General features: G+C 67.4%; 19 protein-coding genes. 7 read left to right on the forward strand and 12 right to left on the reverse strand.

Features of this window, described 5'->3' with window-relative positions:
• Nucleotides 1–25: 25 nt before the first annotated feature.
• From ACVN90_RS09730 to ACVN90_RS09755, 6 genes are all read left to right on the forward strand, one after another.
• Nucleotides 26–784 carry a hypothetical protein gene (locus tag ACVN90_RS09730; RefSeq protein ID WP_475101904.1) on the forward strand — a complete coding sequence of 253 codons (759 nt, stop codon included), beginning with the start codon at nt 26–28 and terminating at the stop codon, nt 782–784.
• Nucleotides 781–2262 (forward strand): ATP-binding protein, encoded by a 1482-nt coding sequence (locus ACVN90_RS09735; protein ID WP_475101905.1) that lies wholly within the window; start codon nt 781–783, stop codon nt 2260–2262. Before ACVN90_RS09730 ends, ACVN90_RS09735 begins: the two co-directional genes overlap by 4 nt.
• Nucleotides 2263–2307: 45 nt before the next feature.
• Nucleotides 2308–3306, forward strand: a complete 999-nt coding sequence (gene dprA / locus ACVN90_RS09740; RefSeq protein WP_475101906.1) for a DNA-processing protein DprA — start codon at nt 2308–2310, stop codon at nt 3304–3306.
• 34 nt (nt 3307–3340) lie between these two features.
• Nucleotides 3341–5158 (forward strand): type IV secretory system conjugative DNA transfer family protein, encoded by a 1818-nt coding sequence (locus ACVN90_RS09745; protein ID WP_475101907.1) that lies wholly within the window; start codon nt 3341–3343, stop codon nt 5156–5158.
• Between the two features lie 427 nt (nt 5159–5585).
• Nucleotides 5586–6035: a single-stranded DNA-binding protein gene (locus ACVN90_RS09750; protein WP_475101908.1), complete on the forward strand. Its 450-nt coding sequence runs from the start codon at nt 5586–5588 to the stop codon at nt 6033–6035.
• A gap of 9 nt (nt 6036–6044) precedes the next feature.
• Nucleotides 6045–6620 carry a hypothetical protein gene (locus ACVN90_RS09755; RefSeq protein WP_475101909.1) on the forward strand — a complete coding sequence of 192 codons (576 nt, stop codon included), beginning with the start codon at nt 6045–6047 and terminating at the stop codon, nt 6618–6620.
• Nucleotides 6621–6977: 357 nt separating this feature from the next.
• On the opposite strand, the gene ACVN90_RS09760 is transcribed toward ACVN90_RS09755, so the two are convergent.
• The 3 genes from ACVN90_RS09760 to ACVN90_RS09770 all read right to left on the reverse strand — a co-directional run bounded on the left by ACVN90_RS09760 (nt 6978) and on the right by ACVN90_RS09770 (nt 9579).
• Nucleotides 6978–8030 carry an NAD(P)-dependent alcohol dehydrogenase gene (locus tag ACVN90_RS09760; protein ID WP_475101910.1) on the reverse strand — a complete coding sequence of 351 codons (1053 nt, stop codon included), beginning with the start codon at nt 8028–8030 and terminating at the stop codon, nt 6978–6980.
• A 50-nt stretch (nt 8031–8080) separates the two neighbouring features.
• Nucleotides 8081–8467, reverse strand: a complete 387-nt coding sequence (locus ACVN90_RS09765) for a nuclear transport factor 2 family protein (RefSeq protein WP_475101911.1) — start codon at nt 8465–8467, stop codon at nt 8081–8083.
• Nucleotides 8468–8607: 140 nt separating this feature from the next.
• Nucleotides 8608–9579, reverse strand: a complete 972-nt coding sequence (locus ACVN90_RS09770) for an aldo/keto reductase (RefSeq protein ID WP_475101912.1) — start codon at nt 9577–9579, stop codon at nt 8608–8610.
• 122 nt (nt 9580–9701) lie between these two features.
• Between ACVN90_RS09770 and ACVN90_RS09775 the strand changes: the two genes are divergently transcribed.
• Complete coding sequence (locus ACVN90_RS09775) at nt 9702–10322, forward strand: TetR/AcrR family transcriptional regulator (protein WP_475101913.1); 621 nt, start codon at nt 9702–9704, stop codon at nt 10320–10322.
• A gap of 67 nt (nt 10323–10389) precedes the next feature.
• On the opposite strand, the gene ACVN90_RS09780 is transcribed toward ACVN90_RS09775, so the two are convergent.
• The 9 genes from ACVN90_RS09780 to ACVN90_RS09820 all read right to left on the reverse strand — a co-directional run bounded on the left by ACVN90_RS09780 (nt 10390) and on the right by ACVN90_RS09820 (nt 21900).
• Nucleotides 10390–11373 carry a PDR/VanB family oxidoreductase gene (locus ACVN90_RS09780; RefSeq protein WP_475101914.1) on the reverse strand — a complete coding sequence of 328 codons (984 nt, stop codon included), beginning with the start codon at nt 11371–11373 and terminating at the stop codon, nt 10390–10392.
• A 2-nt stretch (nt 11374–11375) separates the two neighbouring features.
• Nucleotides 11376–12467: an aromatic ring-hydroxylating oxygenase subunit alpha gene (locus ACVN90_RS09785; RefSeq protein ID WP_475101915.1), complete on the reverse strand. Its 1092-nt coding sequence runs from the start codon at nt 12465–12467 to the stop codon at nt 11376–11378.
• Nucleotides 12468–12561: 94 nt separating this feature from the next.
• Nucleotides 12562–13716, reverse strand: coding sequence for a GDSL-type esterase/lipase family protein (locus tag ACVN90_RS09790; protein WP_475101916.1), 1155 nt, complete (start codon nt 13714–13716; stop codon nt 12562–12564).
• 4 nt (nt 13717–13720) lie between these two features.
• Nucleotides 13721–14917: a family 1 glycosylhydrolase gene (locus ACVN90_RS09795; RefSeq protein ID WP_475101917.1), complete on the reverse strand. Its 1197-nt coding sequence runs from the start codon at nt 14915–14917 to the stop codon at nt 13721–13723.
• Nucleotides 14914–16740, reverse strand: coding sequence for a glycoside hydrolase family 3 protein (locus ACVN90_RS09800; protein ID WP_475101918.1), 1827 nt, complete (start codon nt 16738–16740; stop codon nt 14914–14916). The genes ACVN90_RS09795 and ACVN90_RS09800 overlap by 4 nt, the downstream gene beginning before the upstream one ends.
• Nucleotides 16737–17639 carry an ATP-binding cassette domain-containing protein gene (locus tag ACVN90_RS09805; protein ID WP_475101919.1) on the reverse strand — a complete coding sequence of 301 codons (903 nt, stop codon included), beginning with the start codon at nt 17637–17639 and terminating at the stop codon, nt 16737–16739. The genes ACVN90_RS09800 and ACVN90_RS09805 overlap by 4 nt, the downstream gene beginning before the upstream one ends.
• Complete coding sequence (locus ACVN90_RS09810) at nt 17636–19372, reverse strand: ATP-binding cassette domain-containing protein (protein WP_475101920.1); 1737 nt, start codon at nt 19370–19372, stop codon at nt 17636–17638. Before ACVN90_RS09810 ends, ACVN90_RS09805 begins: the two co-directional genes overlap by 4 nt.
• Nucleotides 19369–20310 (reverse strand): ABC transporter permease, encoded by a 942-nt coding sequence (locus tag ACVN90_RS09815; protein ID WP_475101921.1) that lies wholly within the window; start codon nt 20308–20310, stop codon nt 19369–19371. The genes ACVN90_RS09810 and ACVN90_RS09815 overlap by 4 nt, the downstream gene beginning before the upstream one ends.
• A gap of 57 nt (nt 20311–20367) precedes the next feature.
• Nucleotides 20368–21900, reverse strand: a complete 1533-nt coding sequence (locus tag ACVN90_RS09820; RefSeq protein WP_475101922.1) for an ABC transporter substrate-binding protein — start codon at nt 21898–21900, stop codon at nt 20368–20370.
• Nucleotides 21901–21968 lie beyond the last annotated feature (68 nt).

Below are 21968 nucleotides of genomic sequence, written 5' to 3' on the forward strand. Positions count from 1 at the left end.
TCCCTACGAGTGATTGGAGCAAGCCATGAGCACTGACGAATCACCTCGTCATGTTGCCGCCACCGCGTCGAATGAGATGAGGCATCTGGCCCAGGCGACCATCGCCCTCGACGACCCTGCCGACCTCTACCCCCTCATCGGGGAACTCCTCGGCTCCCTCCGATCGCTCGTGCAGGTCACCGATCAACTCGCCCACGCGCACATGCAGCACCGAGGTCGCGCTCGCACGGATGACGGCGACGCCTCGATCGGCGCACAGGACGCGGACGGCGCGGCATGGGCGCTCGTGCGCGCTCGTGAGCTCCTCGACGCCGCCGAGAGCGCGACCGACCTCGCCTCACAGAACTCGGGACACATCGCGTGGGTGCCGACGGAAAGGGCCGAGCGATGGCTGAACGTCGTCTTCTTGCAGGGCGCCGATGCAGTCCACACGCTCGACCTCCTCGAGCGGTCCGAAACGCAGGCAGCGATTCGCCACCTTGCACGCTGGGACTACGGCGACGAAACCACCGAGTCCGCTCTCGTCAACGGATACGTCTACGAAGGGATCCCAGCCAGCTCAACCGACCGCACGGCCCAAGACCCGACCTCAGGGTACGCACTCATCTACAACCAGACGCTCGGATACGTCTCTCTCCTGCGTCGCTTCCCTCGAGGCCCGGACGACGTCGACCTCCCGGCGACCGACATCTCGGCAACGCCTACACATTTGTCGGCGGTTCCCACGTGGATCTCCCTGCGACGGGACAGCAATCGCTCCGTTGTGAGGAGCGTCGCACTGTGAGAGACGAGGAACAGCTTCACGCCAGCACGCTGATCAACCCCCACGGCGAACGTCGCCACCACCGCCGCGGCCGCGAACGCGCCGCGGCCCGGATCGAAGCTGACGCGCGCAAGACGCACGCTCGTGAGGCGAAGGAGCAATGGGTCGCGGAGCGCGCCGAAGCCCGCGCAGCGGCGTACCTGCCCGCCGCAGGTGAGGCGGGTCCCGCCGCTCTGCGCACACCGGGCCGCCTCCGGCTTCCCAAGCATCAGGACACGTCCGCCACGCTGGCCGGCCACTACCCCTTCCTCGCCGAGGCAGGATTGGGTTCCGCCGGCGTCTTCGTCGGACAGGACCTCTACTCCGGCGGCTCCTTTGTCTACGACCCGTGGGTGCTCTATCAGCGCGGCCTCATCACGGCTCCCAACGTCGTGCTCGCGGGCATCGTGGGCTCCGGCAAGTCCTCCCTCGCCAAGTCCCTCTACACCCGCTCGCTCCCCTTCGGCCGCCGCGTCTACGTCCCCGGCGATCCAAAAGGCGAACACACCGCCGTCGCGGAGGCCGTCGGGGGCCGCGCGATCATCCTCGGCCACGGACTCCGCAACCGGCTGAACCCGCTCGACGAGGGCCATCGCGCGTCAGCCCTGTCGGACGCCGAATGGGCGGCTCAGGTCGCTGCCCGCCGTCGCGACCTAATCGGCGCACTCGCCGAGACCGTGCTAGAGCGGTCACTCACCCCGCTGGAGCACACCGCGATCGACCTCGCCCTCACGGACGTCGTCCGAAGCGCAGAGGTACCGATTCTGCCCATGGTCGTCGAAAGGATCCTGTCCCCCAGCGGACGCGACGACCGCGAGCGACGACTCGCAGAAGACGGCCGCCTCGTCGGACACGCGCTCCGCCGGCTCGTCGCCGGCGACCTCGCGGGCCTGTTCGACGGACCCTCCACCGTCCGTTTCGACCCCGCCCTGCCGATGGTGTCCCTCGACCTCTCACGCGTCGCTGAGAACTCGACGCTCGTCTCCGTCCTGATGACCTGTTCATCCGCATGGATGGAATCGGCGCTGGCTGACCCAGCCGGTGGTCAGCGCTGGGTCATCTATGACGAAGCCTGGCGCCTAATGGCGTACCCGGCGCTACTCCGTCGGATGGATGCCCAGTGGCGCCTCGCACGCCACTACGGCATTGCGAACATGCTCGTCTTCCACAAGCTGTCAGACCTCGACAACGTCGGAGACTCCGGCTCCGCGATGCGTGGGCTCGCCTCGTCACTCCTCGCGAATGCCGAGACTCGCATCGTCTACCGGCAGGAACCAGACCAGCTCGGCTCCACTGCAGCCGCGCTCGGCCTGACCCGCACCGAGATGAACCTCCTCCCGGCACTCGGCACCGGGCAAGGCCTGTGGCGGGTGAAGGACCGCAGCTTCGTCGTCCAGCACCAACTGCACCCCGACGAGCTCGCCATCTTCGACACCACCGCCCGAATGACGGCGGCATAACCGCAGGCGCACCCGACGCACCTGCCCGACACAAGGAGCCCCCCCATGTCCCACTCGTTCTCCGAAGACCGCCTCGCCCGCATCAGCCTGGCCGCCGCATCCGAACCCGGCGACAACGTCACCGGAACCCTCATCGCACGCGTCGGCGCCTTCGAGACTCTCGCGCTCGTCACATCAGACTCCCCGCTGCCGGCGCCGATCGACCCCGCGGAAGGAAGCCTCTGGCGACGAAGGCTGGCGCCGCGCCTTGACCCTGGCCAGGTGGACCGCATCCGAGACGAGATGGAGCGCCGCGCGCTCACGATGTTGACCACCGAGGACCTCGCGTGGCCGGCCGAGCTGCAGCAGCTTGGTTCGGGGGCCCCGCTCGCTCTCTGGCTCAGCGGACAGCCGAGCCGACTCGAAGGTGCGACGGCGAGTCGGATCACGCTGGTCGGCGCCCGCGCCGCAACCAGCTACGGCGAGCACATCACGATGGAGCTCGCCGCCGACCTCGCCTCCCAAGGACGGATCATCTACTCGGGCGGCGCTTACGGCATCGACGGCGCGGCGCATCGAGCCGCGACGATGGCGCGCCCCGGCTCGACAGTGGCGGTCCTCGCAACCGGCCTGGACCGCGCCTACCCCGTCGGCAACCAGCAGCTGTTCGAACGGATCCAGGACTCCGGCGGCCTGCTCGTCAGCGAGCTGCCGCCCGGCTCGTCGCCAACACGCTGGCGCTTCCTACAACGCAATCGGATCCTCGCCGCGCTCACCGGCGCCACCGTCGTGGTTGAAGCAGGCTACCGCTCCGGATCGCTCAACGTCGCCGGCCAGGCCCACGCTTTGGGGAGACCGATCGGCGCAGTACCCGGTCCCATCACCAGCCCAGCCAGCGCCGGCTGCCACCGGCTACTCCAGGAGGGCATAGCCACGATCGTGACCGACACGAGAGACGCGATCGACCTGCTCGACTCGACCAACACCACCGGCCCAGACCGGCCGTTCAACGTCGCGACATCCGCGCGTCGCCCGCTGCGGCTCGAGCCAGACATCAGCCTCTGATGAACGCGTACACGACAATCGCTGGCGGCCCGTCATGAGCACACCCAAGCCGTCGAGCGCCTTCGGTGACGAACTGACGAACCTCGGCCTCGGAATCCTCATCGCCGGAGCTTCGCTCGCCGTGATTCTCCGCGCAGCCGGGTCAGCGGCGGCGTGGCTCACCGGCGTAACCCAACCCCCTGCGGGGATCGGCGCCGGGCTCGGAGTGCTGCTCAACCCCGCCGACCCCGCCTCCGCATTGCAAGCCCCAGGCCTGAACCCGGTCGCCTATTGGTTCTGTGCCGCCCTGGCGATGGGCGTCGTCGCCGGTCTCGCCCTCCTCGTGTGGCGGCTGGTTCGCGGCAACCATCGCCCGACCGCGACCAACCCGCATCGCCTCGAGGGAATCGCCGGCCGCCACGACGTCGCTCACGCCGCGTCACGGAGCGCGCTCATGAAGCGGGCCGCACACCTGCGGCCGTCGCTCACCAATGCCAAGCCCACCGATGTGGGCTATCTGATCGGGCACGCGCGGGCATCTGCCGTCTGGGCAAGCGTCGAGGACTCGATCCTGGTCATCGGCCCACCCCGATCCGGGAAGGGCGCGCACATCGTCATCAACGCGATCCTTGATGCGCCCGGGGCCGTAGTAACCACCTCCACGCGCCCCGACAACCTCACCGCGACACTCCGGGCACGCGAGCGGCTCGGTCCGGTGGCCGTCTTCGACCCGCAACAACTGGCCGAAGGCGTACCGGCCGGCCTCCGATGGTCGCCGATCCGCGGCTGCGAGAACCCCCTCACCGCGATGATCCGCGCCGCAGGCCTCGCCGTCGGCACTGGTCTCGCCGCCGGCGGGGTCGAATCCGGCGGCTTCTGGGAGGCCAAGACCCGCACCGCGCTGCAGTCGCTGCTGCACGCGGCCGCACTCGCAGACCGGCCACCCGGCGAGCTCTTCCGCTGGACACTCGACCCGGCCGCAGCATCCGACGCCGTCGCGATCCTCATCAATGACCCCCGCGCAGCGAGCGGGTGGGCTGACTCACTGCAAGCGATGCTCGAATCCGACCCCAGAACCCGCGACTCCATCTGGCAAGGCGTCTCACTCGCGCTCGCCGCACTCGCCGACCCGCGTGTCCTCGCCGCGGTCTCCCCCGCACCCGGCGAGTCGTTCGACCCCGAGTCGTTCCTCAGAAGCAACGGGACCCTGTACCTCCTCGCCACCGGCGCCGGCGCCAACAACTCCGCCGCGCTCGTCGCGGCATTCGTTGAAGACGTCGTCGAGTCAGCACGCCGGATCGCCGCACGTAATCCCGGCGCCCGACTCGACCCGCCCCTGCTGCTCGCCCTCGACGAAATCTGCAACCTCGCACCCCTCCCCTCCCTGCCAACCCTGATGGCTGAGGGCGGAGGTACGGGGATCACCACAATGCCGGTGCTCCAGTCCCTGACCCAGGCGCGCTCCAAGTGGAGCGACAACGCCGCCGGCGCGATCTGGGATGCGTCGATCGTCAAAGTCATCCTCGGCGGCGCATCGAACTCCCGCGACCTCCAAGACCTGGCGACCCTCATCGGCGACCGCGACGAAGCCACCGATTCCGTGACCGTTGGCGACCACGGCACACGATCGTCACAACGGTCGGTCCGTCGGGTGGCGATCATGCCTCCCGACGTCATCCGCACCCTCCCGTTCGGTACGGGCTTGGTGATGCTTCGCGCGGCCCCACCCATCGTCACCCAACTGCGTACCTGGACATCGCGACGCGACGCGAACGCCCTTCTCGCCGATCGTTCGGCACTCGAGACGCTGTTGCGACAGCATCCGGATCTCAACCAGGGTCGGGAGCCCGCCGAGGACGATCCAGAGGAGTGACGGCGTTCGCCCACACCCAGCAGCGGTGCTCCTTGCTGCCGACCTGGAAGGATACGCCGCACGCCACGTCATTCCAGACGACGACCGTGCCCTCCACCCGCATCGAGTGCGGCCCGAATCTCACCCAGGCGCTACACGGCTTGGGCTGAGGGTCACGAGTGACGGGCAACGTGTCGGCCTGCCGTTCCTGGGGCGTCAACGACTGAAGCGGATGCTCCGATGCGATGCGGGCGAGGATGCGGTCGTCCATCAGCCGGTCGAAATGCTGTTCGTATCGCTTGGACGTACCGATGGTCGGACCCCTTCCCCGGCCGAGGACGAGGATATGGCCGACCAACGACGTCCCGGCGGCCGTGGTGCATCTCGTGCGCACCTCTTCGGTAGAGCGGATCACACCCGGTCCGCCTCGATCGCAAGGAACGGTCCAATGGCTCTCCACACCCAGCAGTCCATCTCCGGCTTCATTGCCTCGGAGCCGCAGCAGTCCACCATGGAGAACGGCGACACCCGCCTCTACCTCCGCATCGGGCAGCCCCACTTCCGGCGCAACGAAGACGGCACGTTCACCGAGCTCGAGCCGACCTTCCACGACATGGTCGCCTACCGAGCAACTGCCGAACGGGCGCTCACGCGCTTGGCCAAGGGCGACAGTTTCATCGCCGAGGGCTACACCCGCACCTTCCCGATCGAGCGCGACGGCCAGGTGATTGAAGCGGAGGAGTTCGTCGCCAAGAAGCTCGGCCACGACCTCGCTCGCACCAACTACGACGTCGACCGCACGAGGCGGTCAGCCGCGGCGGCTGAGCGGGAGACGCCGGCTCGCCCGGTCCCGGCGTTGGGTCACCGGACCGCGGTCGCGAACGCTCTCGGCATCTGACCGGTCACGATGTCGTCCTCTCCCCGGGGTCCCGGGCGCGACGAAGCCGAGTCGGGGTTCCGCGCCGCGTCGATGGACGACGCGGAGGACGGACCTGCGAAGTCGGGGCCGCCGCGGCCCGTGAACTGGAACCTCCTCACCGCCGACGAAGCCGAGACAGAGTGGATAGAACTGAACAAGTGGGTGAATTGGCTACGACGGACATACGGGCTGCCGGCTTCCGTCATCCCACCGTTCTGGCACCGGCATTCCGAGCTGGTCTGGGAGTTGTCCGCGCTGCACCTGCACTGGCTGTCCGCCTACGACCCCGACCAACACGGATCCGCGCCAATCGGCTGGCTCCACGACTTCGCCGATGCCCGCCAGCGTCTCCACGACTGGGTCGCGACATGCGGGACACGACTCGACAAGGACCGCGCCACGCGTCAAACCTCATGGCCGGGTGAGCCCTCGGCCGACGCGATAGACGACGTCGCCATCGCCAACCGAGACGAGGACTTCATCAACTTCGTCCTCGACGACTTGGAACGCCGACGCGAGGCAGAACGCCTCTTCTATACGACGGTGAGCGAGGGCTCGAGGTAGACCGTGCGATCCATTAGCGGTTCCGCCGAATCGAGGACTCCACCTCAGCAGGGCCTAGATTCGCCCATCCGAGCCGACATCTCGCCCCCTGGCACGCTCCCACCACCGCAGAGACGGCATATTCCGCGCTGACCGGTTCGGCTGAGTACGCCCGCCCGCCCGCGCGGGGCCGGGGGTGGAGCCTTTGGCCGCAGATGCCGAGGCGCCGGAACTAGCGTTCGAGGACGATGCCGGCAAAGGCTTATGCCGGATGTGGCTGGCCCGTCCCGCAACGCAGTTACCGCGCAGTGTAGAGACGCGTGTTGGCGCGGTCGAGGTCGGCCCGGTCCTGACACGAGCGGCCGCTTTCCCTGGCGATCAGGCTTGCCCCGCGAAGCTGTTGCCGTCTATGACGAAGCGATAGCGCACGTCCGAGGAAAGCACACGTTCGTACGCATCGTTGATGTCGTCGGCCGAGATGAGTTCGGTCTCAGGGAGCACGTTGTTCGCCGCGCAGAAGTCCAGCATCTCCTGAGTGATCGCGATGCCGCCGTTGGCGGAACCTGCGATCGAGCGTCGTCCGGCGAGTAGCGGCATGGCAGGCAGGCTGATGTCCTCCGATGGTGCGCCCAGCAGAACGAGGTCTCCGTCAACGGCGAGAAGGTTCACGTACTGGCCGATGTCGACCCTGGCGGAGACGGTGTTCAGAATGAGGTCGAACTGGCCGGCGAGCCGTTCGAACGTCTCCGGATCCTCCGTTGCGAAGTAGTGGTCAGCGCCGAACTTGTGTCCGTCGTCCTTCTTCGACAACGTGCGGGAGAGAACTGTGACCTCTGCTCCGAGAGCGTGGGCGAGCTTCACGCCGATGTGGCCGAGACCACCCAGTCCAACGATGGCGACCTTCGTACCCGGGCCGGCGTTCCAGTGCTTCAACGGCGAGTAGAGCGTGACGCCCGCGCACAGAAGCGGAGCGACCTTCTCGAGAGGAAGCGACGCGGGGATCGAGAGGACGAAGTTCTCGTGGACGACGGTGGCCTGGGAGTACCCACCCTGAGTGATGGTGCCGTCATAGTCGAGACCGGCGTACGTTTGTACGGCTGTGTTGAGGCAGTAGACCTCTTCGCCCTTGCGGCATTGTTCGCAATGACCGCAGGAGTTCGATTCGCAGCCGACGCCGACACGGTCACCGACCTGGTGCCTGGTGACCTCGGAGCCGATTTCGCGAACGATGCCGACGATCTCGTGTCCCACGACTTGGGGGTAGGTGATCGGACCCCAGTGGCCCCGTACGGTGTGGATATCCGAGTGACAGATTCCGGCGTACGCGATGTCGATCAGAACGTCGTGCGGACCGACATCGCGGCGCACGATGGTTGTCGGGATCAGCGGGGCAGTGGGTGATGCGGCGGCGTAGGCGTTGACGTTGAGCATCTGTTCTCTTCTCCTTCAGTGTGCGAAGCGCGGGGCGAAACAGGCGGGCCTCAGTTGAGGTAGCCGTCAATGGGACTGTTGTCGACGTAGATGCGCTGGCGGGTGAACTTCCCGTCCGCGATGGTGAAGATCGAACACGCGTTGATCGTCGCTTCGACTCCGTCGGGGAAGCGCCAGACGCTGGCGACCTCAAAGATCACCACGCCGTGCTCCTCCTGCCAGACGTTGATCAGGGGGTGCGCGAGCGATTCGACCTTGGCAAGCAGCTCTGCCATCTGCGCCAAGACGGCCTTCCGGCCGAGGATGGTCGGGGCGTTGGCGAAGGTCAGTTCGATGTCGTCGGCGTAGTAGGAGCCGACGCGATCGGTGTCCTTGGCCGCCATCGCAGCGAAGTATCCAGTCAGTAGGTCGAGGGTGGACTGGTTGGCGCGGGACATAGGGCGGTGTTCCTCTACCTCTAGTTGCGAACCTGACCACCAAGGGGGCGGTCGCGATCGAAAGTGGGCGTTTCAGGCAGGCGGGACAGCTCGACACCCGGCGACGCTGGCACTACTGCATTTCTTCGCGTCTTCCGCGGTCAGGGAGCGAGGCCGACGGTCAGCGCGGAGACGGCATCCAGCTGTTCCGCGGTGAGTTCGATGTCGGCGGCGGAGGCGTTCCCGCGAAGCTCTTCGACCGTCTCGGCCCCGACGATGACCGAGGCCACGGCGGGCCGCGCGAGAAGCCATGCCAGCGAGACCTGGTACATCTCCAGGCCCCAGTCGCGGGCGAGACGATCGAGCGCACGGGCCACCGCGATCTCTGCCTCGGAGAATCCGGGGCCACCGTATCGTTTGCCTCCCGCGATCTCCCGGTCCAGAACCTGGAGATCGGCGAGCAAGCCGCCATGCAGGGGCGCGTAGGGGATGATCGACAGCCCGAAACGCACGCACGCGGCGGAAATCTCCGCCTCGGGGCTGCGGTCCAGGAGGCTGTACATGACTTGGGCGCAGACCGGGGCGGAGACCATTCGGCGGTCGTCGGCGATCCAGAGAGCCTCGGTGATCTGCCAGGCCGGGTGGTTGGACAGGGCGACGTAGCGGATCTTTCCTTGCCGGATCAGGTCGTCGTAGACCGCGAGCGTCTGCTCGAGCGGGGTGGCGGGGTCGGGGAAGTGCGCGTAGTAGAGGTCGAGGCGATCGGTGCGCAGTCGGCGCAGGCTCTGCTCGACCTGCTGAATGATGTAGCGGCGCGACAGTCCGGCGGCCGGGTCGAAACGTCGCTCCCCGGACTTGGTGGCGAGCACGGCCTCATCACGGCGACCTGCCAGCGCCCGACCGAGGATCTCCTCGGCGGACTCGCGCTCCCCAGCGGGCGGCGCGCCCGGCCTGTCGAATGTCGGGGTGGATCCGTACACGTCCGCGGTGTCGAAGAAGTTGATGCCGAGATCCAGGGCCGCCCCCACGATGCCGTCTGCAGCGTGCGCACTCGGGGCGACGCCGAAGGTGGCCGTTCCGACGCAGACCCGGGAAACGCGAACACCGGTCGGGCCGAGAGTGGAGTACTTCATTCAGGTCGTCCTTCACAGGGCTTTGGAGCGCGGCGGTCTCATACCCCTTGACGGTACCGTCGCCTGATACGGAACTATAACCGATCGGTAGTACTTCGGCAAGCGTGTGGGAGGCTGTGTAGATGTCAAGCAGCACGCCGAGCAAAGCTCGAGGCCCCTACCGCACAGGCGTGCGTCGACGCGAGCAGATTGTCGCGGTGGCCATTGAAGTGTTCGGCGAGCACGGCTTCGCGGGCGGCTCGATCCGCACGATCGCCGAGCGGGCCGGCGTCTCCCACGCCACGCTGCTCCAGCACTTCGGCAGCAAGGAAGGTCTGCTTACAGCCGTGCTGGAAGAGTGGGACCGGCGCACCGTGCAGAACACCCTTACCGACGTCAGCGGTCTGGACTACTTCCGACGACTGCCCCAAGTCATGTCCGCCCACAGGCACAACCGGGGCCTGCTGGAGCTGTTCACCACCATCTCCGCTGAGGCCTCCAGCCCAGCCCATCCTGCACATGCCTTCATCGCTCATCGCTACCGGACGAACCTCGCCACGCTCGCCCAGCATCTGACCCAAGCCATCGAGACCGGCGACGTGGCACCCATGACCCCGGCACAGGTCGACATCGAAGTCAGGTTGGTGACCGCGACGCTCGACGGCATCGGGCTGCAATGGCTGCTCGACCCGGCCGCCGACGTCGAAGCCAGCGTTTCGACATATATCGACCGAGCCATCCGAGCCTGGCGCGGCAGACGCTAGAACCCGGAGCCGCCCACCTACTCGCAGGAGGGAGTGCACGCACGAGCGCACGGCGCGAAGGTGTCCCTCAACTGAGTTGGAGCGTGATCGCGCCGCTCCCCCGGCTCAGCTCGCACACACGCGACACGCACACGCAGATCTTCGAGTTCGCGTCGCGTTGCCGCTCGCTGTAGAAGACGTCCCGATGGTCGATTACGCCCTGCAGGCCCAGGACGCGTGCCTCACACAGGCCGCATTCACCTTTGCGGCAGTCGAAGAGCGCATCGACGCCCGCTTGCTCGAGCGCCTCGAGCAGCGTCGCCGTCGTAGGGACGACCGTTTCGACGTCCAGGGCGGGGATTCGAACCACGAAAGGTTGCGCCTCGTACCAGCCGCTGTTGCCGAACGTCTCGAAGCGCAGCTGGGCGGGAGAGAGTTCACGCTCGAGCCATGCGCGGCGCACGGCATCCATCAGCCGGATCGGGCCGCACATGTACAGCTCGCCGGTGGGCTTCACGCTGCTCACCAGATCGGCGACGTCGAGCGTGGTCCCTTCGGCGCCCACATGTACTTCGAGTCGATCGCCATGGGCAGCCTCAAGCTCGCTGAGGTACGCCATGTGTTCGCGCGAGCGACCGCAGTAGACGAGACGGTAGTCTGCGCCCGCTGCGGCGAGGGATGCCGCCATTCCGGCGATCGCGGTGATCCCCACGCCACCTGCCAGCAGCACATACGACGGGGCGCCGAAGCGCAGCGGAAAGTCCTGCAGCGGCTCGGTCACCTCGATGAGGTCACCCACGCGAAGGGCGTGCATTTCCGCGGCCCCGCCGCGGGAGGCCTCGGACTCGAAGACGCTGATCGCGAGGGTCTCGCCTGCGGGTGCGGCATCCACGATCGAGTACGACCTGGTGGCGTCGTCGCCGCCGATCGACAACCGGACATCGATGTGCGCACCCGGCGACGCCTTCACCGGATGCTCGGGACGAAGGACGATGCGTCGGATGGCGGGGGTCAGGGCGACGTTGTCGATGACCGTCGCCCGCTGCCACACCACGGTGTGTGCGCTGGCCACCTTCAGACCCCCGCAACGCCGACGGTCGGCATCCTGCCCTCGGCCGCAAGCCGTCGCTCGATCAGGCGACGCACCCACATGCCACCCGCGTCGATGTTGAGGCTGTAGAACTCGTAGTCGGGGTTGGCGTCGATGGCTGCCTGCTGCGCCGTGAGCATCGCCTCGTCCTCGCCGAACACGCCGTGCACGCCGTTGCGCAGCTGTGTGGTGATCAGCTGGCTGTCGAGGCGGTAGTCGCGCTGGAAGGACCAGAAGTAGTGGCAGGTGCGGTCGGTCTCGGGAGAGATGGTGTTCATCACGTACCCGTTGACCCCCTGGCTGCGGTCACCCTGCGGGGCTCCGGTACCTGCCTTGGCCACTCCGACGTCGATGCGGATCGTGGAGGGCGCCTCGAAGTGGATGATCTGCCATCGGTCGACGCGGCCTTCGAACCCCGGGAACTTGTCGCGCATGTTCTTGAGCCAGAACGGCGGCGGCTCGATATCGAGCATCCAGCGTTCGACTTTCACGGTGGTGTCCGTGTGAGTGGTGACGAAGTCCGACTCGCTGAGCTCCTCCTGGCCGATGCTCGAGGAGTGCACGAACTCCTCGTGCGTGAGGTCCATCAGGTTGTCGAGCACGAGCTGGTAGTTGCAGGGCGCGTAGATCAGCTCGCCGTCGCCGGTCCAGTCCGGGTCGGTCATCTGACTCATGTCGGGGATCGTGTCGGGGTCGGCGAGATCCGGGTCGCCGACCCACACCCACGCGTACCGGTACCGATCGATGATCGGGAACGAAGGCACGAGAGCACTCGGATTGATCGTCTCCTGCGCCGGCATCGACACACATCTGCCCGCTGAGTTGTAGCGGATGCCGTGATATGGGCACTGGATCTCGTCCTTGCCGACGACCTTCCCCATCGACAGGGGCGCGAGCCGATGCCAGCACGCGTCGGCGAGCGCCACCGGGCGACCGTCCTCGGTGCGATACATCGCCAGGGGCCTGCCCGCGATCGTGCGGGCGAGCGGCTTGCGGGTGATCTCGTAGTCCCACGCCGCCACGTACCAGGCATTGCGCGGGTAGTCCAACACCTTGCTGGTCGTGCTGGTCTGCATGCTGACTCCTTCGTCATCTATCCATAATGAGCGCAGTGATCCGCGCAGCACATGAGGAGGCGCGACGGCGCCCCCGCCGTGCGACGATGGCGGATCACGCGGGCCCGTCGGTGTGTGCAACGGCATCCGGAAGCAAGGACGCTAGAGCGCCGACGAAGTTGCGGGCGATCAGCCGGTACCCCGCGGCGTCGGGGTGCAGGTCGTCGGGCAGGAGCGCGGCGTCATCGGGACCGAGGAGAGTCAGCCCGTCGAGGTAGCTCAGGAACCTGTCTGCCGGCGAGCGCTTCTCGACGATGTCGCGCAGGGCTTCGCGGACGCCCTCGAGCGTGAGCGCACCGGGTGCCGCCTTGGGTGTGTGGTGTGCAGCCGTCGCCTTTCCGTCGCGAAACTCGGTGGGTCCCGGAGCCGTTTCGTGTGGCGGGCAGAAGATCGGCGAGATCACCAGGATCGGTGTGTCCGGATGCCCCTCCCGCACCGTGTCCAGGAACGCGTGAACGGCCGGAGCGAAAGTCCGTTGATTCATGCTCGCCGCGTTCACCAGGTTGATGCCGACCTTCAGGGTGATGACGGAGGCGGGCATGTTACGGATCGTGCGGGCGGCGAATCCGTCGAGCTGGGCGTTGCCGGGTAGCGACACGTTGGAGAGGGCCAAGCCGAGTTCACGAGCGACGATGACGGGCCAGACCCCGGTCGGATCGTCGGCTTCGGAGGCGTTGCTGATGGAGCTCCCATAGTGGACCCAGCGTCGCCCCGTGGGTGCGCACGCCTGGACAGTAGCGTCGGCTGAGAACGACACGATCTCTGCGGAGCAGTTGTGTGGGAGCCAGACCACGACCTTGCGGGGCCTGGCGCTGCGGGTCAGGTGAGCGAGAATGACGCTGGTCGGCCCCGGGATCACTCGCGCGGTCCAATCGGCCTCCACCCGGGTGATGTCCCCCTCTTCTCTGCAGAAGTGCACGAGCTCCCCGTCGGCTTCGACCGTCACCACCGATGGCCGCAGCGGGAATCCTGCCGTCTCGAGATGGAGCCGGTGGAAGTGAAGACGCAGTTCGAGCACCGATGCGTCCGTCAGAAATTCGAGTCGGACACCCGAGAGGAAGCTCGCCCCCGTCTCGATGGTGACATCGGGATACTGGATCCTGGTCCAGTCCGGAAGACGGCGCACGAGCAGACGATCCTCTCGGCGTTCGACCTCGCCGGCGCCGCGGACGGCGGCGGCGACCACGTCGAGATCCACCACGTTGAGCATGCCGCTACCTCTCCGTTGTACGCGTCGTCGGATCAGATGGTCCGCGATCCGCGATCCGGCCGAACCAGTGGAGGCTCGGTTTCGGAGTGCGCGCGAACGAGCCACGATCGACGGCGATCAAGCCGAAGGTCGGGCGCCAGTGGCCCCACTCGAAGTTGTCCACCGCAGCCCAGTGAATGTAGCCACGGACATCGATCCCGTCGCGCATCGCCGAATAGAGGCCTGTGAGTGCGGCATCCGTGTATGCGATGCGGACATCGTCGTCATCGGTTGCGATTCCGTTCTCCGTCACCACGATCGGGACTCCGTCCGCGACGTCGGCGGCGTTGCGCACGCAGATCTCCAAGGCGTCCGGGCGGTACGCCCAGCCGGTGAGCGTGTTGTCTGGCGCATCGGGGTGAGGGACCGGCCCCACCTCGTCGACGGGCTGGCTCGTGTACGCCTGCACGCCAACGAAGTCGTCGTTGCGGGACGGGGCGTAATAGAGGTCCTCCCACGCGTGTTTGACCTCTCGGAACTTCGCTTCGTTCCCCGGCGTGGGGGTGAATGCCTGGCCGGCGACCGTCCACCCGACTTTCGCGGTCGTGGATCGCCGAAGGACCTCGCGGGCCGCGACATGCGCCTCGATGAGCCGCTGACCGAGCTGCAGATCGGGCAGCGGCGGCCGGAAGGTGTCGTCGCGAGGCGGAAGCTGCTCCCCTGCCCGCATCAGGCTATGGAAGTACTGGATGAATGCCAGCACGTTCGGTTCATTGATGGTGCACACCCACTCGACGCCCTCGAGAATCGTGCACACCTCCCCGCAATAGCGAGCGAACACCTCAGCGGAATCTTCCGCCCACCAACCGCCGCGGTCGATGAACCACTGGGGGTGCGAGAAGTGGTGGAGCGTCACCACAGGCGTCAACCCCAGACGCATCGCCTCCTCGATCATCCGGCGGTAGTGGGCCAGCGCGGCTCGCGAGAACTGGCCGTGGATGGGTTCGATCCGCGCCCACTCCACGCTGAACCGATACGTGTTCAGCCCCGCGTCGGCGAGCAGCTTCATCTCTTCGCCGTACCGGTGGAAGCTGTCGACGGCGTCACCGCTGCCTTCGAAGAATCCGTCTGAGGCCTGCTCGATCTGCCACCAGTCGCTGTTGACGTTGTTGCCCTCTACCTGGTGGGCAGAGGTCGCGGCCCCCCACAGAAAGTCGCTCACCTCCGGGCGTCCCTGAGGATTGCCGACCGCTCATCTGACCCGTTTTCGTCGTTCAACGCGTTGGGGGCCTCGATGGTGATTCCCCACCCGGAGGGGTACAGCGGGTCGACGGTGTCGCCCGCGACGTCAGGACGGCTGGCCGCGACTGCCTGCATGCTGCGCGGCAGTTCGAAGGGAAGGCGGCCTTCCGGCAGCACGAGGCCCGTGAGAGCATCCAGCACGGCCGCGTCGGACGCGCCGAAGTCGGCGACGATGGCCGTCGCGAATTCGGCGATGGGCGTCAGGATCGCCGGGCGGCTGAGGGTCACGGCCACGATCAGCGGGGTCTGCCCTGCGAGAGCGCGCAGCTCCGCGACGAGCTCAGGGGCGAACTCGAGCGAGCCCTGTTCCATGCCGCTTTCGAGGAAGTAGTGGTCGCGCGGCTCGAACGGGGCGGCGAGCCGGACGATCGCGACCTCCGCGTCGGAGGCGTCGACCGCGCTCCATCCGGCCGGCAGTGCCGCTGCGTCGATGCCGCGCACGTGAACGCGGCGCGGTCGCGCCAGCGGCAGCGCGGCGCGCTCGTCGAGTGGTCCGTTGTGCAGGACCGTGATCGAACGGGATTGGGCGAGCGCGCCGAGCTCGACGTGCTCGCGCAGTGGCAGGGATGCCGCATCAGGAACGGACACGTCACCGTCGTGCAGCCGGAGATTCAGCTCGACGATGCGCGTCGCGGCCGCCGTCACCCGCTCCTCGGCGACCCGGCCGTCTTCGAGCAGGGACACCAGCAGAGCCGTGTCGCTCTCACCGCCGAGCTGATCGACGCCGGCGGCGAGCAGGCGTGCCACTCGCTCGGCCGGGTCGAGGTGCTCGACCCCCCACGCGCGTGCGGGGAACGGCTTTCCGAACACGACCGCGTCGTGTACGAGTCCGAAGTCACTGAGGACCACGCCGTCGAATCCGAGCTCGTCGCGCAGGAGGTCGGTGATCAGAGCGCGGTTGAAGGCGAACCCGACCTCGTCGATGGCCTTGCCTTGGCGGGTGAGGCCAACCGGCATCCCGTAGTAGGGCATGATCGCCGCTGCCCCGGCGGCGATCGCCGCGCGGAAGGGCATCAGGTGATCTTCGAATCGGCCACCGGGGTAAACCTGTTCGCGGCCGTACGCGAAGTGCGGGTCCTCGCCGTCCAGCTGCGGACCGCCACCGGGGAAGTGCTTCACGGTCGCCGCGACGCTGTCGCCGCCGACCTCCGGACCCTGCAGTCCCTCGAGGAAGGCCGTGAGCAGCCGGGAGGTCAGCACGGGATCGGCACCGAAGCTCTGCGCCTGTCGCGCCCAGCGGGGTTCCGTGGTGAGGTCGACCTGCGGATGCAGCGCCATCCGGATGCCCATCGCCCGGTAGTCGTCTCGGACGATGCGGGCGAAGGCTCGGACCAGATCAGGGTCGTCGAGTGCTCCGAACGCGATCGGTTCCGGCCACTGCGAGACGCCGTCCGCACGGTGGGTTGCGCCCATGTTCTGCAGGAACGAGTGGCGCGGGTCTGTGGAGAAGACGATCGGCAGTCGTGATCCGTGGGAGGTGGCGATCTCCTGCAGGCGACCCAGCACCTCGGCCGCCTCTGCGGGCGAGGGGATCGCGCCGAGGCAGAAGTGACGGATGCCGCGCTCGACGATCAGCTCGCGGGTCGAAGGCCCGAAAGGCGAAGACGAATCCGGGTCGTGATCGGCGTTGATCAGGACGATGGGGTGGAACAGCAGTCCAGCGATCTCGGCTGCGCTGAGGCCTGCGACGACTTCCCGCGCGCGTGTGCGCACGTCGAGTGTGGTGGGGGGTGTGACCGTCATGCGGACTCCTTGAGTGTGGGCGCCGCAGCGGCGGGATCCTGCGCGGTTGATTGCAGCGCCACCCGCCGCTCGGCCTGGATGGTCGGGTTCGCCACGGGCGATGCCAGCAGCAGACGCTGTGTGTAGGGGTGGCTCGGTGCCGAGGTGACGTTGTCACCGTCACCCCATTCGACGATTTCGCCGCCGCGCATGACCGCTACCCGATGGCACAGCACCCTCACGACGTTGAGATCGTGCGAGACGAAGAGGTACGCGACACCCGTTCGCACCTGGACCTCGAGGAGGAGGTCGAGGATGCGTGCCTGGGTCGTCAGGTCGAGGGCCGACACAGGTTCGTCGCAGACGATCAGCCGCGGCTCCAGAGCGATCGCCCGCGCGATCGCGACCCGCTGGCGCTGTCCGCCGCTGAATTCGCGCGGCAGACGCTGGGCGGCATCCGCGGGCAGGTGGACGAGGTCGAGGAGTTCGCGCACTCTGCGGGCAGCGTCTTTCGAACCGATGCCACGCGCTCGCAGCGGCTCGGCCAGGGTGTCGCCGACAGTCAGTGAAGGGCTCAGCGATGAGTAGGGGTCCTGGAAGATGACCTGCAGGTCCATCGCGAGTTCTCGTCGTCGGGCGCGGGACGCCTGCGAGATGTCTTCGCCGTCGAGGCTGATCGTTCCGCCCGTGACAGGTGCCAGGCCGAGCGCGGCGCGGCCGAGTGTGGACTTGCCGGATCCGGACTCGCCGACCAGGCCGACCGTCTCACCGGCGCGGACGTCGAGGCTCACGCCGTGCAGGATCTCGACGGGCTTGCGCCGGAGGCCGCGACCTGGGTAGGCGACGCGCAGGTCACGGATGTCGAGGAGCGGGCGATCTTCCGGCGTTGCAGGCGCCTGGGTGGATGGTGCATCGATCATGCGTGCAGCGCTCCTCGTGCGGGGGCGTCGTCGAGGAGAGCCTCGAACAGCCCGCGGGTGTACTCATGCCGGGGGTCGGCGAACACATCGGCGACAGAGCCCGTTTCGACGATGCTTCCCGCCCGCATGACCGAGACCCGGTCGGCCAGGTCGGCGACGACCCCGAAGTTATGCGTCACGATCAGGATCGACATCCGGGACTCGCGCTGGAGGTCGCGCAGGAGCTGGAGTATCTCGGCCTGGACCGTGACGTCGAGCGCCGTCGTGGGCTCGTCCGCGATGATCAGGTCCGGTTCGGTCGCCACGGCACCGGCGATGAGCACGCGCTGCGCCATGCCGCCGGAGATCTGGTGCGGATACGCGGCGAACGTGCGTTGGGGGTCGGCGATCCCCACCCGGGCGAGGAGCGCCAGCACGCGCGCCTTGGCTTCCTGGTGCGAGAGTCCGAGCGTGTACTGCAGCGGCTTTACGAGCTGGTGGCCGACCGTATAGGACGGATCCAGGTTCGACATCGGCTCCTGCGGAACGTATCCGATGCGTCGCCCGCGCAGTTTTTGCAGGTCCCGGGCGCCCATCTGCAGGAGGTCCTTGCCGTCGAAGCGGATGGCGCCGGCGACGCAGGTGCCTCCCTCGGGCAGGAGGCCCAGAACCGACCAGGCGGTCTGGGTCTTTCCCGATCCGGACTCGCCGATGAGGGCGTGCACTTCGCCGCGGTGGACTGTGAGCGACACGTCGTCGACGACGGTCTTCCACCCTTGGTCGTTGCGGTAGCCGACAGACAGGCTGTCGATCTGCAGGAGCGGGTCGGCGTCGGCGGTTTCGTGGTGTCGCACGGCGGCGTCGGGCCGCGGCTCGGGCGGTGCCCAGCGTGCGGGTCCTCGGCGGGTCTGGGTGCCGGACTGCTCGAGCACGTCGCGCAGTGCGGTGCCGAACAGTGAGAATGCGATGCAGGTCAGTGCGATCGCGATGCTCGGCCACACCATGAGCCACGGCGCGCGGGAAAGGTTGTAGAAGCCTTCGCTGAGCATCCCGCCCCAGGTGGGCAGCGAGGGATCGCCGACGCCGAGGAAGTCGAGGCTCGCCTGGATGGCGATCGCCACGGCGAACAGGCCGGTGGTGAGAAGGATCACGGGCGCGCGGACGGCGGTGAGCACGTGCCGTCCGACGATGCGCAGATCGCTCAGCCCTGCCACGCGGGCCGCGTCGATGTACAGCTCCTGGCGGACGTTCCGCACCGCGCCGTACACGATGCGGTAGTACGACGCAGAGAGCACGATGCCGAACACGGCCATGATCCACCAGATCGACGGGCCGATCACGGCCCGCGCGGCGAGCAGGATCACGATCGCGGGAAGAGAGAGCACGACACCGGCCATCCAGCTCGAGACCGTGTCGAACCAGCCGCCGCGATAGCCCGCGATCAGGCCCGCCGTGACGCCGATGAGCGCGGCTACCAGCACGGCGATGGCCGCGCCGAGGAGGCTCGTGGACGTCGCGAAGATGAGGCGGGAGAGGATGTCGCGCCCGGCGCTGTCGCCACCCAGCAGGTGCTCGGCGCTCGGCGGGGCCAGCACGTTCGACAATGAGGTGTCGTAGGGCGAGTAGGGCGCGAGGAACGGCCCGGCGACGGCGACGAGGAGCAGCAGAACGATGTACGCGGTGGAGATCGCGCCCAGCGGCGTCCTCAACAGCCGCACCATGGGCGAGCGGCGGGTACCGGCGGACGAGGTCATGACAGTCGCACCTTCGGGTTGAGCCATCCCTGCAGGAGGTCGACGGCGAGATTGATCAGGAGCACGATGACCGCGGTGACCACGATCAATCCCATGACGAGCGGAATGTCGCCCTGGATCGTTGCGGAGACGGCGGTCTGCCCGAGGCCGGGGAGTGAGAACACCTGCTCGATCACGACCGCACCCCCGAACATGACGATGAATTGGATGCCCAGGACGCTGAGCGCCGGGCCTGCCGAGTTGCGCAGGACGTTGTCGTAGATCACGCGCCGGTGCGGGATGCCGCGTGCCCGCAGCGTGCGGACGTAGTCCAGGCGCAGGACATCGAGCATCGATCCGCGCACCTGCTGGGCGATGCTGGCGGTCGCCCCGATCGAGAGGGCGATGATCGGAAGGATGATGGTCGACAGCCACCCGCTGATCGATGTCGTGGGAGGGATGTAACCCGTCGCAGGGACCCACTCCAGCCCTAGGGCGAAGATCATGACCAGGACGAGCGCCACAAGGAATCCCGGGATGGCCGCGCCGACGAACGAACCCACCTGGATGCTGCTGTCGACGACTCCACGGCGGGTTGCGGCGAGCACACCGAGGACCGTGCCGGCGACGGCGGTGACCAGAATGGCGCCGATGGTGAGCGACAGCGTGACCGGGAGGCGGCTGGTCAGGGCCTCCGTAACGGGCTGCCCGGAGAACCAGGACCGGCCCAGGTCTCCCCGGAGGGCGCTGCTCGCCCAGTCGAAGAACTGGACGATGATCGGCCGATCGAGGCCGAGCTCGTGCGCTTTGCGGGCGACGATCGCCGGGTCGGCGGTGTCGCCGACGATGCGCCGCGCAGTGTCTCGCGCTCCGAGGTGAAGGAGATAGAAGCCGAGCACACTGATCGTGAGCACGGTGAGCAGACCGGCCCCGAGGCGGCGGGAGATAAAAGTCAGCATCGACGTGGTGTCGCGCACGGGGCCGGGGCCGCCGGCCCCGTGCGCGATCCTTCCTGATTACTCGGTGGGACGGATGTTCCAGAGGTTCGGGCTGGCGTTGTCGACCTGGAGAGTCGCCTGCGTGCCCTCGGCGGTGACGTACGCGGAGTACGGACGATAGATCGGCGCGTACCAGGCCTGCTCGACGATGTAGGTATTGAGCTCCTTCGCCGCGGCATCCGCTTCCGCTTCGTCACCGGTGCGCACGACGTCCGCGAGCTTGATCACGGTCGGGTCGGCGACGTGCGACGTGTTCCATGCCGACTCGGGGAGCATCGAGAACTGGATGGTCTGCCACGAGGTGGGATCGGTCTGCAGGAGGAACGGGAACGCCGCCCACGTGCCTCCGAGCATCCGGCCGAACAGATCATCCCCTGTGGGCTCCCACTCCACGGTGATGCCGACGGCGGCGAGCTGCTCCTTGTAGATGGCGAATGTCGACTCCGGAACGAAGTTGTTGCTCGGCATCACGAGGGTGAAGCCGTCGGCGTAGCCAGCTTCCCCAAGGAGGGCCTTCGCCTTCTTCGGATCGTACGGATAGCGGTCGTCGAGCTTCTCGTCGTATGCCGACGTGCTGGTACCGAACACCTGCGTCGTGACCGTGCCGAGTCCGGCGTCCATCGCCTGAAGGAGGCCCTTGCGATCAAGGGCGTAGTTGATCGCCTGCCGCACACGCACATCGCCGAGCGCCGGGTTGATTGTTCCGTCACGATCGGCGAGAAGGAAGCCGGTCCACGTGTTCTCGATGGTCTGTGACGTGTACCCGGCAGCCTCCGCGTCGGCGATCTGCGTCGAACTCTGCAGAGGCGTCGCATCGACCTGGCCACCCTTGACCGCGTTCATCAGTGCGGTCGGGTCTCCGTAAAACGTCATCTCGATGGAGTCGTAGTGCACCGAATCGGTGTCCCAGTAGTCAGGGTTCGCGTCATACACGTATTTGGACCCAACGACGGTGTCTTTGGCATCGAGGAGGTACGGACCCGAGCCGATCGGGGTCGTCTGCGCGTCGGGCGAATCGAACATGGCCGGACTTCCGACCAGGCCCGCGTTCTGGCTGAGGTACACCGGCAGCGCCGGGTCGGGAGCGGCAAGGGTGATCACCAGAGTCGTGTCGTCGGGCGCTTCGGCGGAGGTCATACCCGCCAGGAGAGTGGCATTCGCGCTCGTTCCGTCCCGGAAACGCGTCAGGTTGTCAGCCGCGACCTGCGCGGTGAGGGCGGTGCCGTCACTGAACTCGACACCCTCACGCAGGGTGAGCGTGAAGACGGTCTTGGTGTCGTCCCACCCCCATGCCGTGGCCAGGCCCTCCGTGACCGTGCCGTCCGGCTCGGTCCTCAGAAGCGTGTCGTACACGGCTTGCAGATACGGAGATTCGGTAGCCCACGACGCGTTCCAAGGGGCGAAGGTCGTCAACTGGGTGATCACGCCGAGGCGCAGCGTGGTCGAAGTTTCGGTCTGGGCGTCGGAGGGTGACGAGCAGGCGGTGAGCGCGAGTGCGGTCACCAGCCCGCCGGCGGCGGCCATACGGGCGAGCTTGGTGCGGTGCATCATTGCACGTCCTTTCGGAACGGACGGGTTCGTCGGCACGGGTTGCGACGACGACGCGAATCTAACATGAA

It is taken from the genome of Microbacterium sp. F01 (assembly GCF_056156365.1).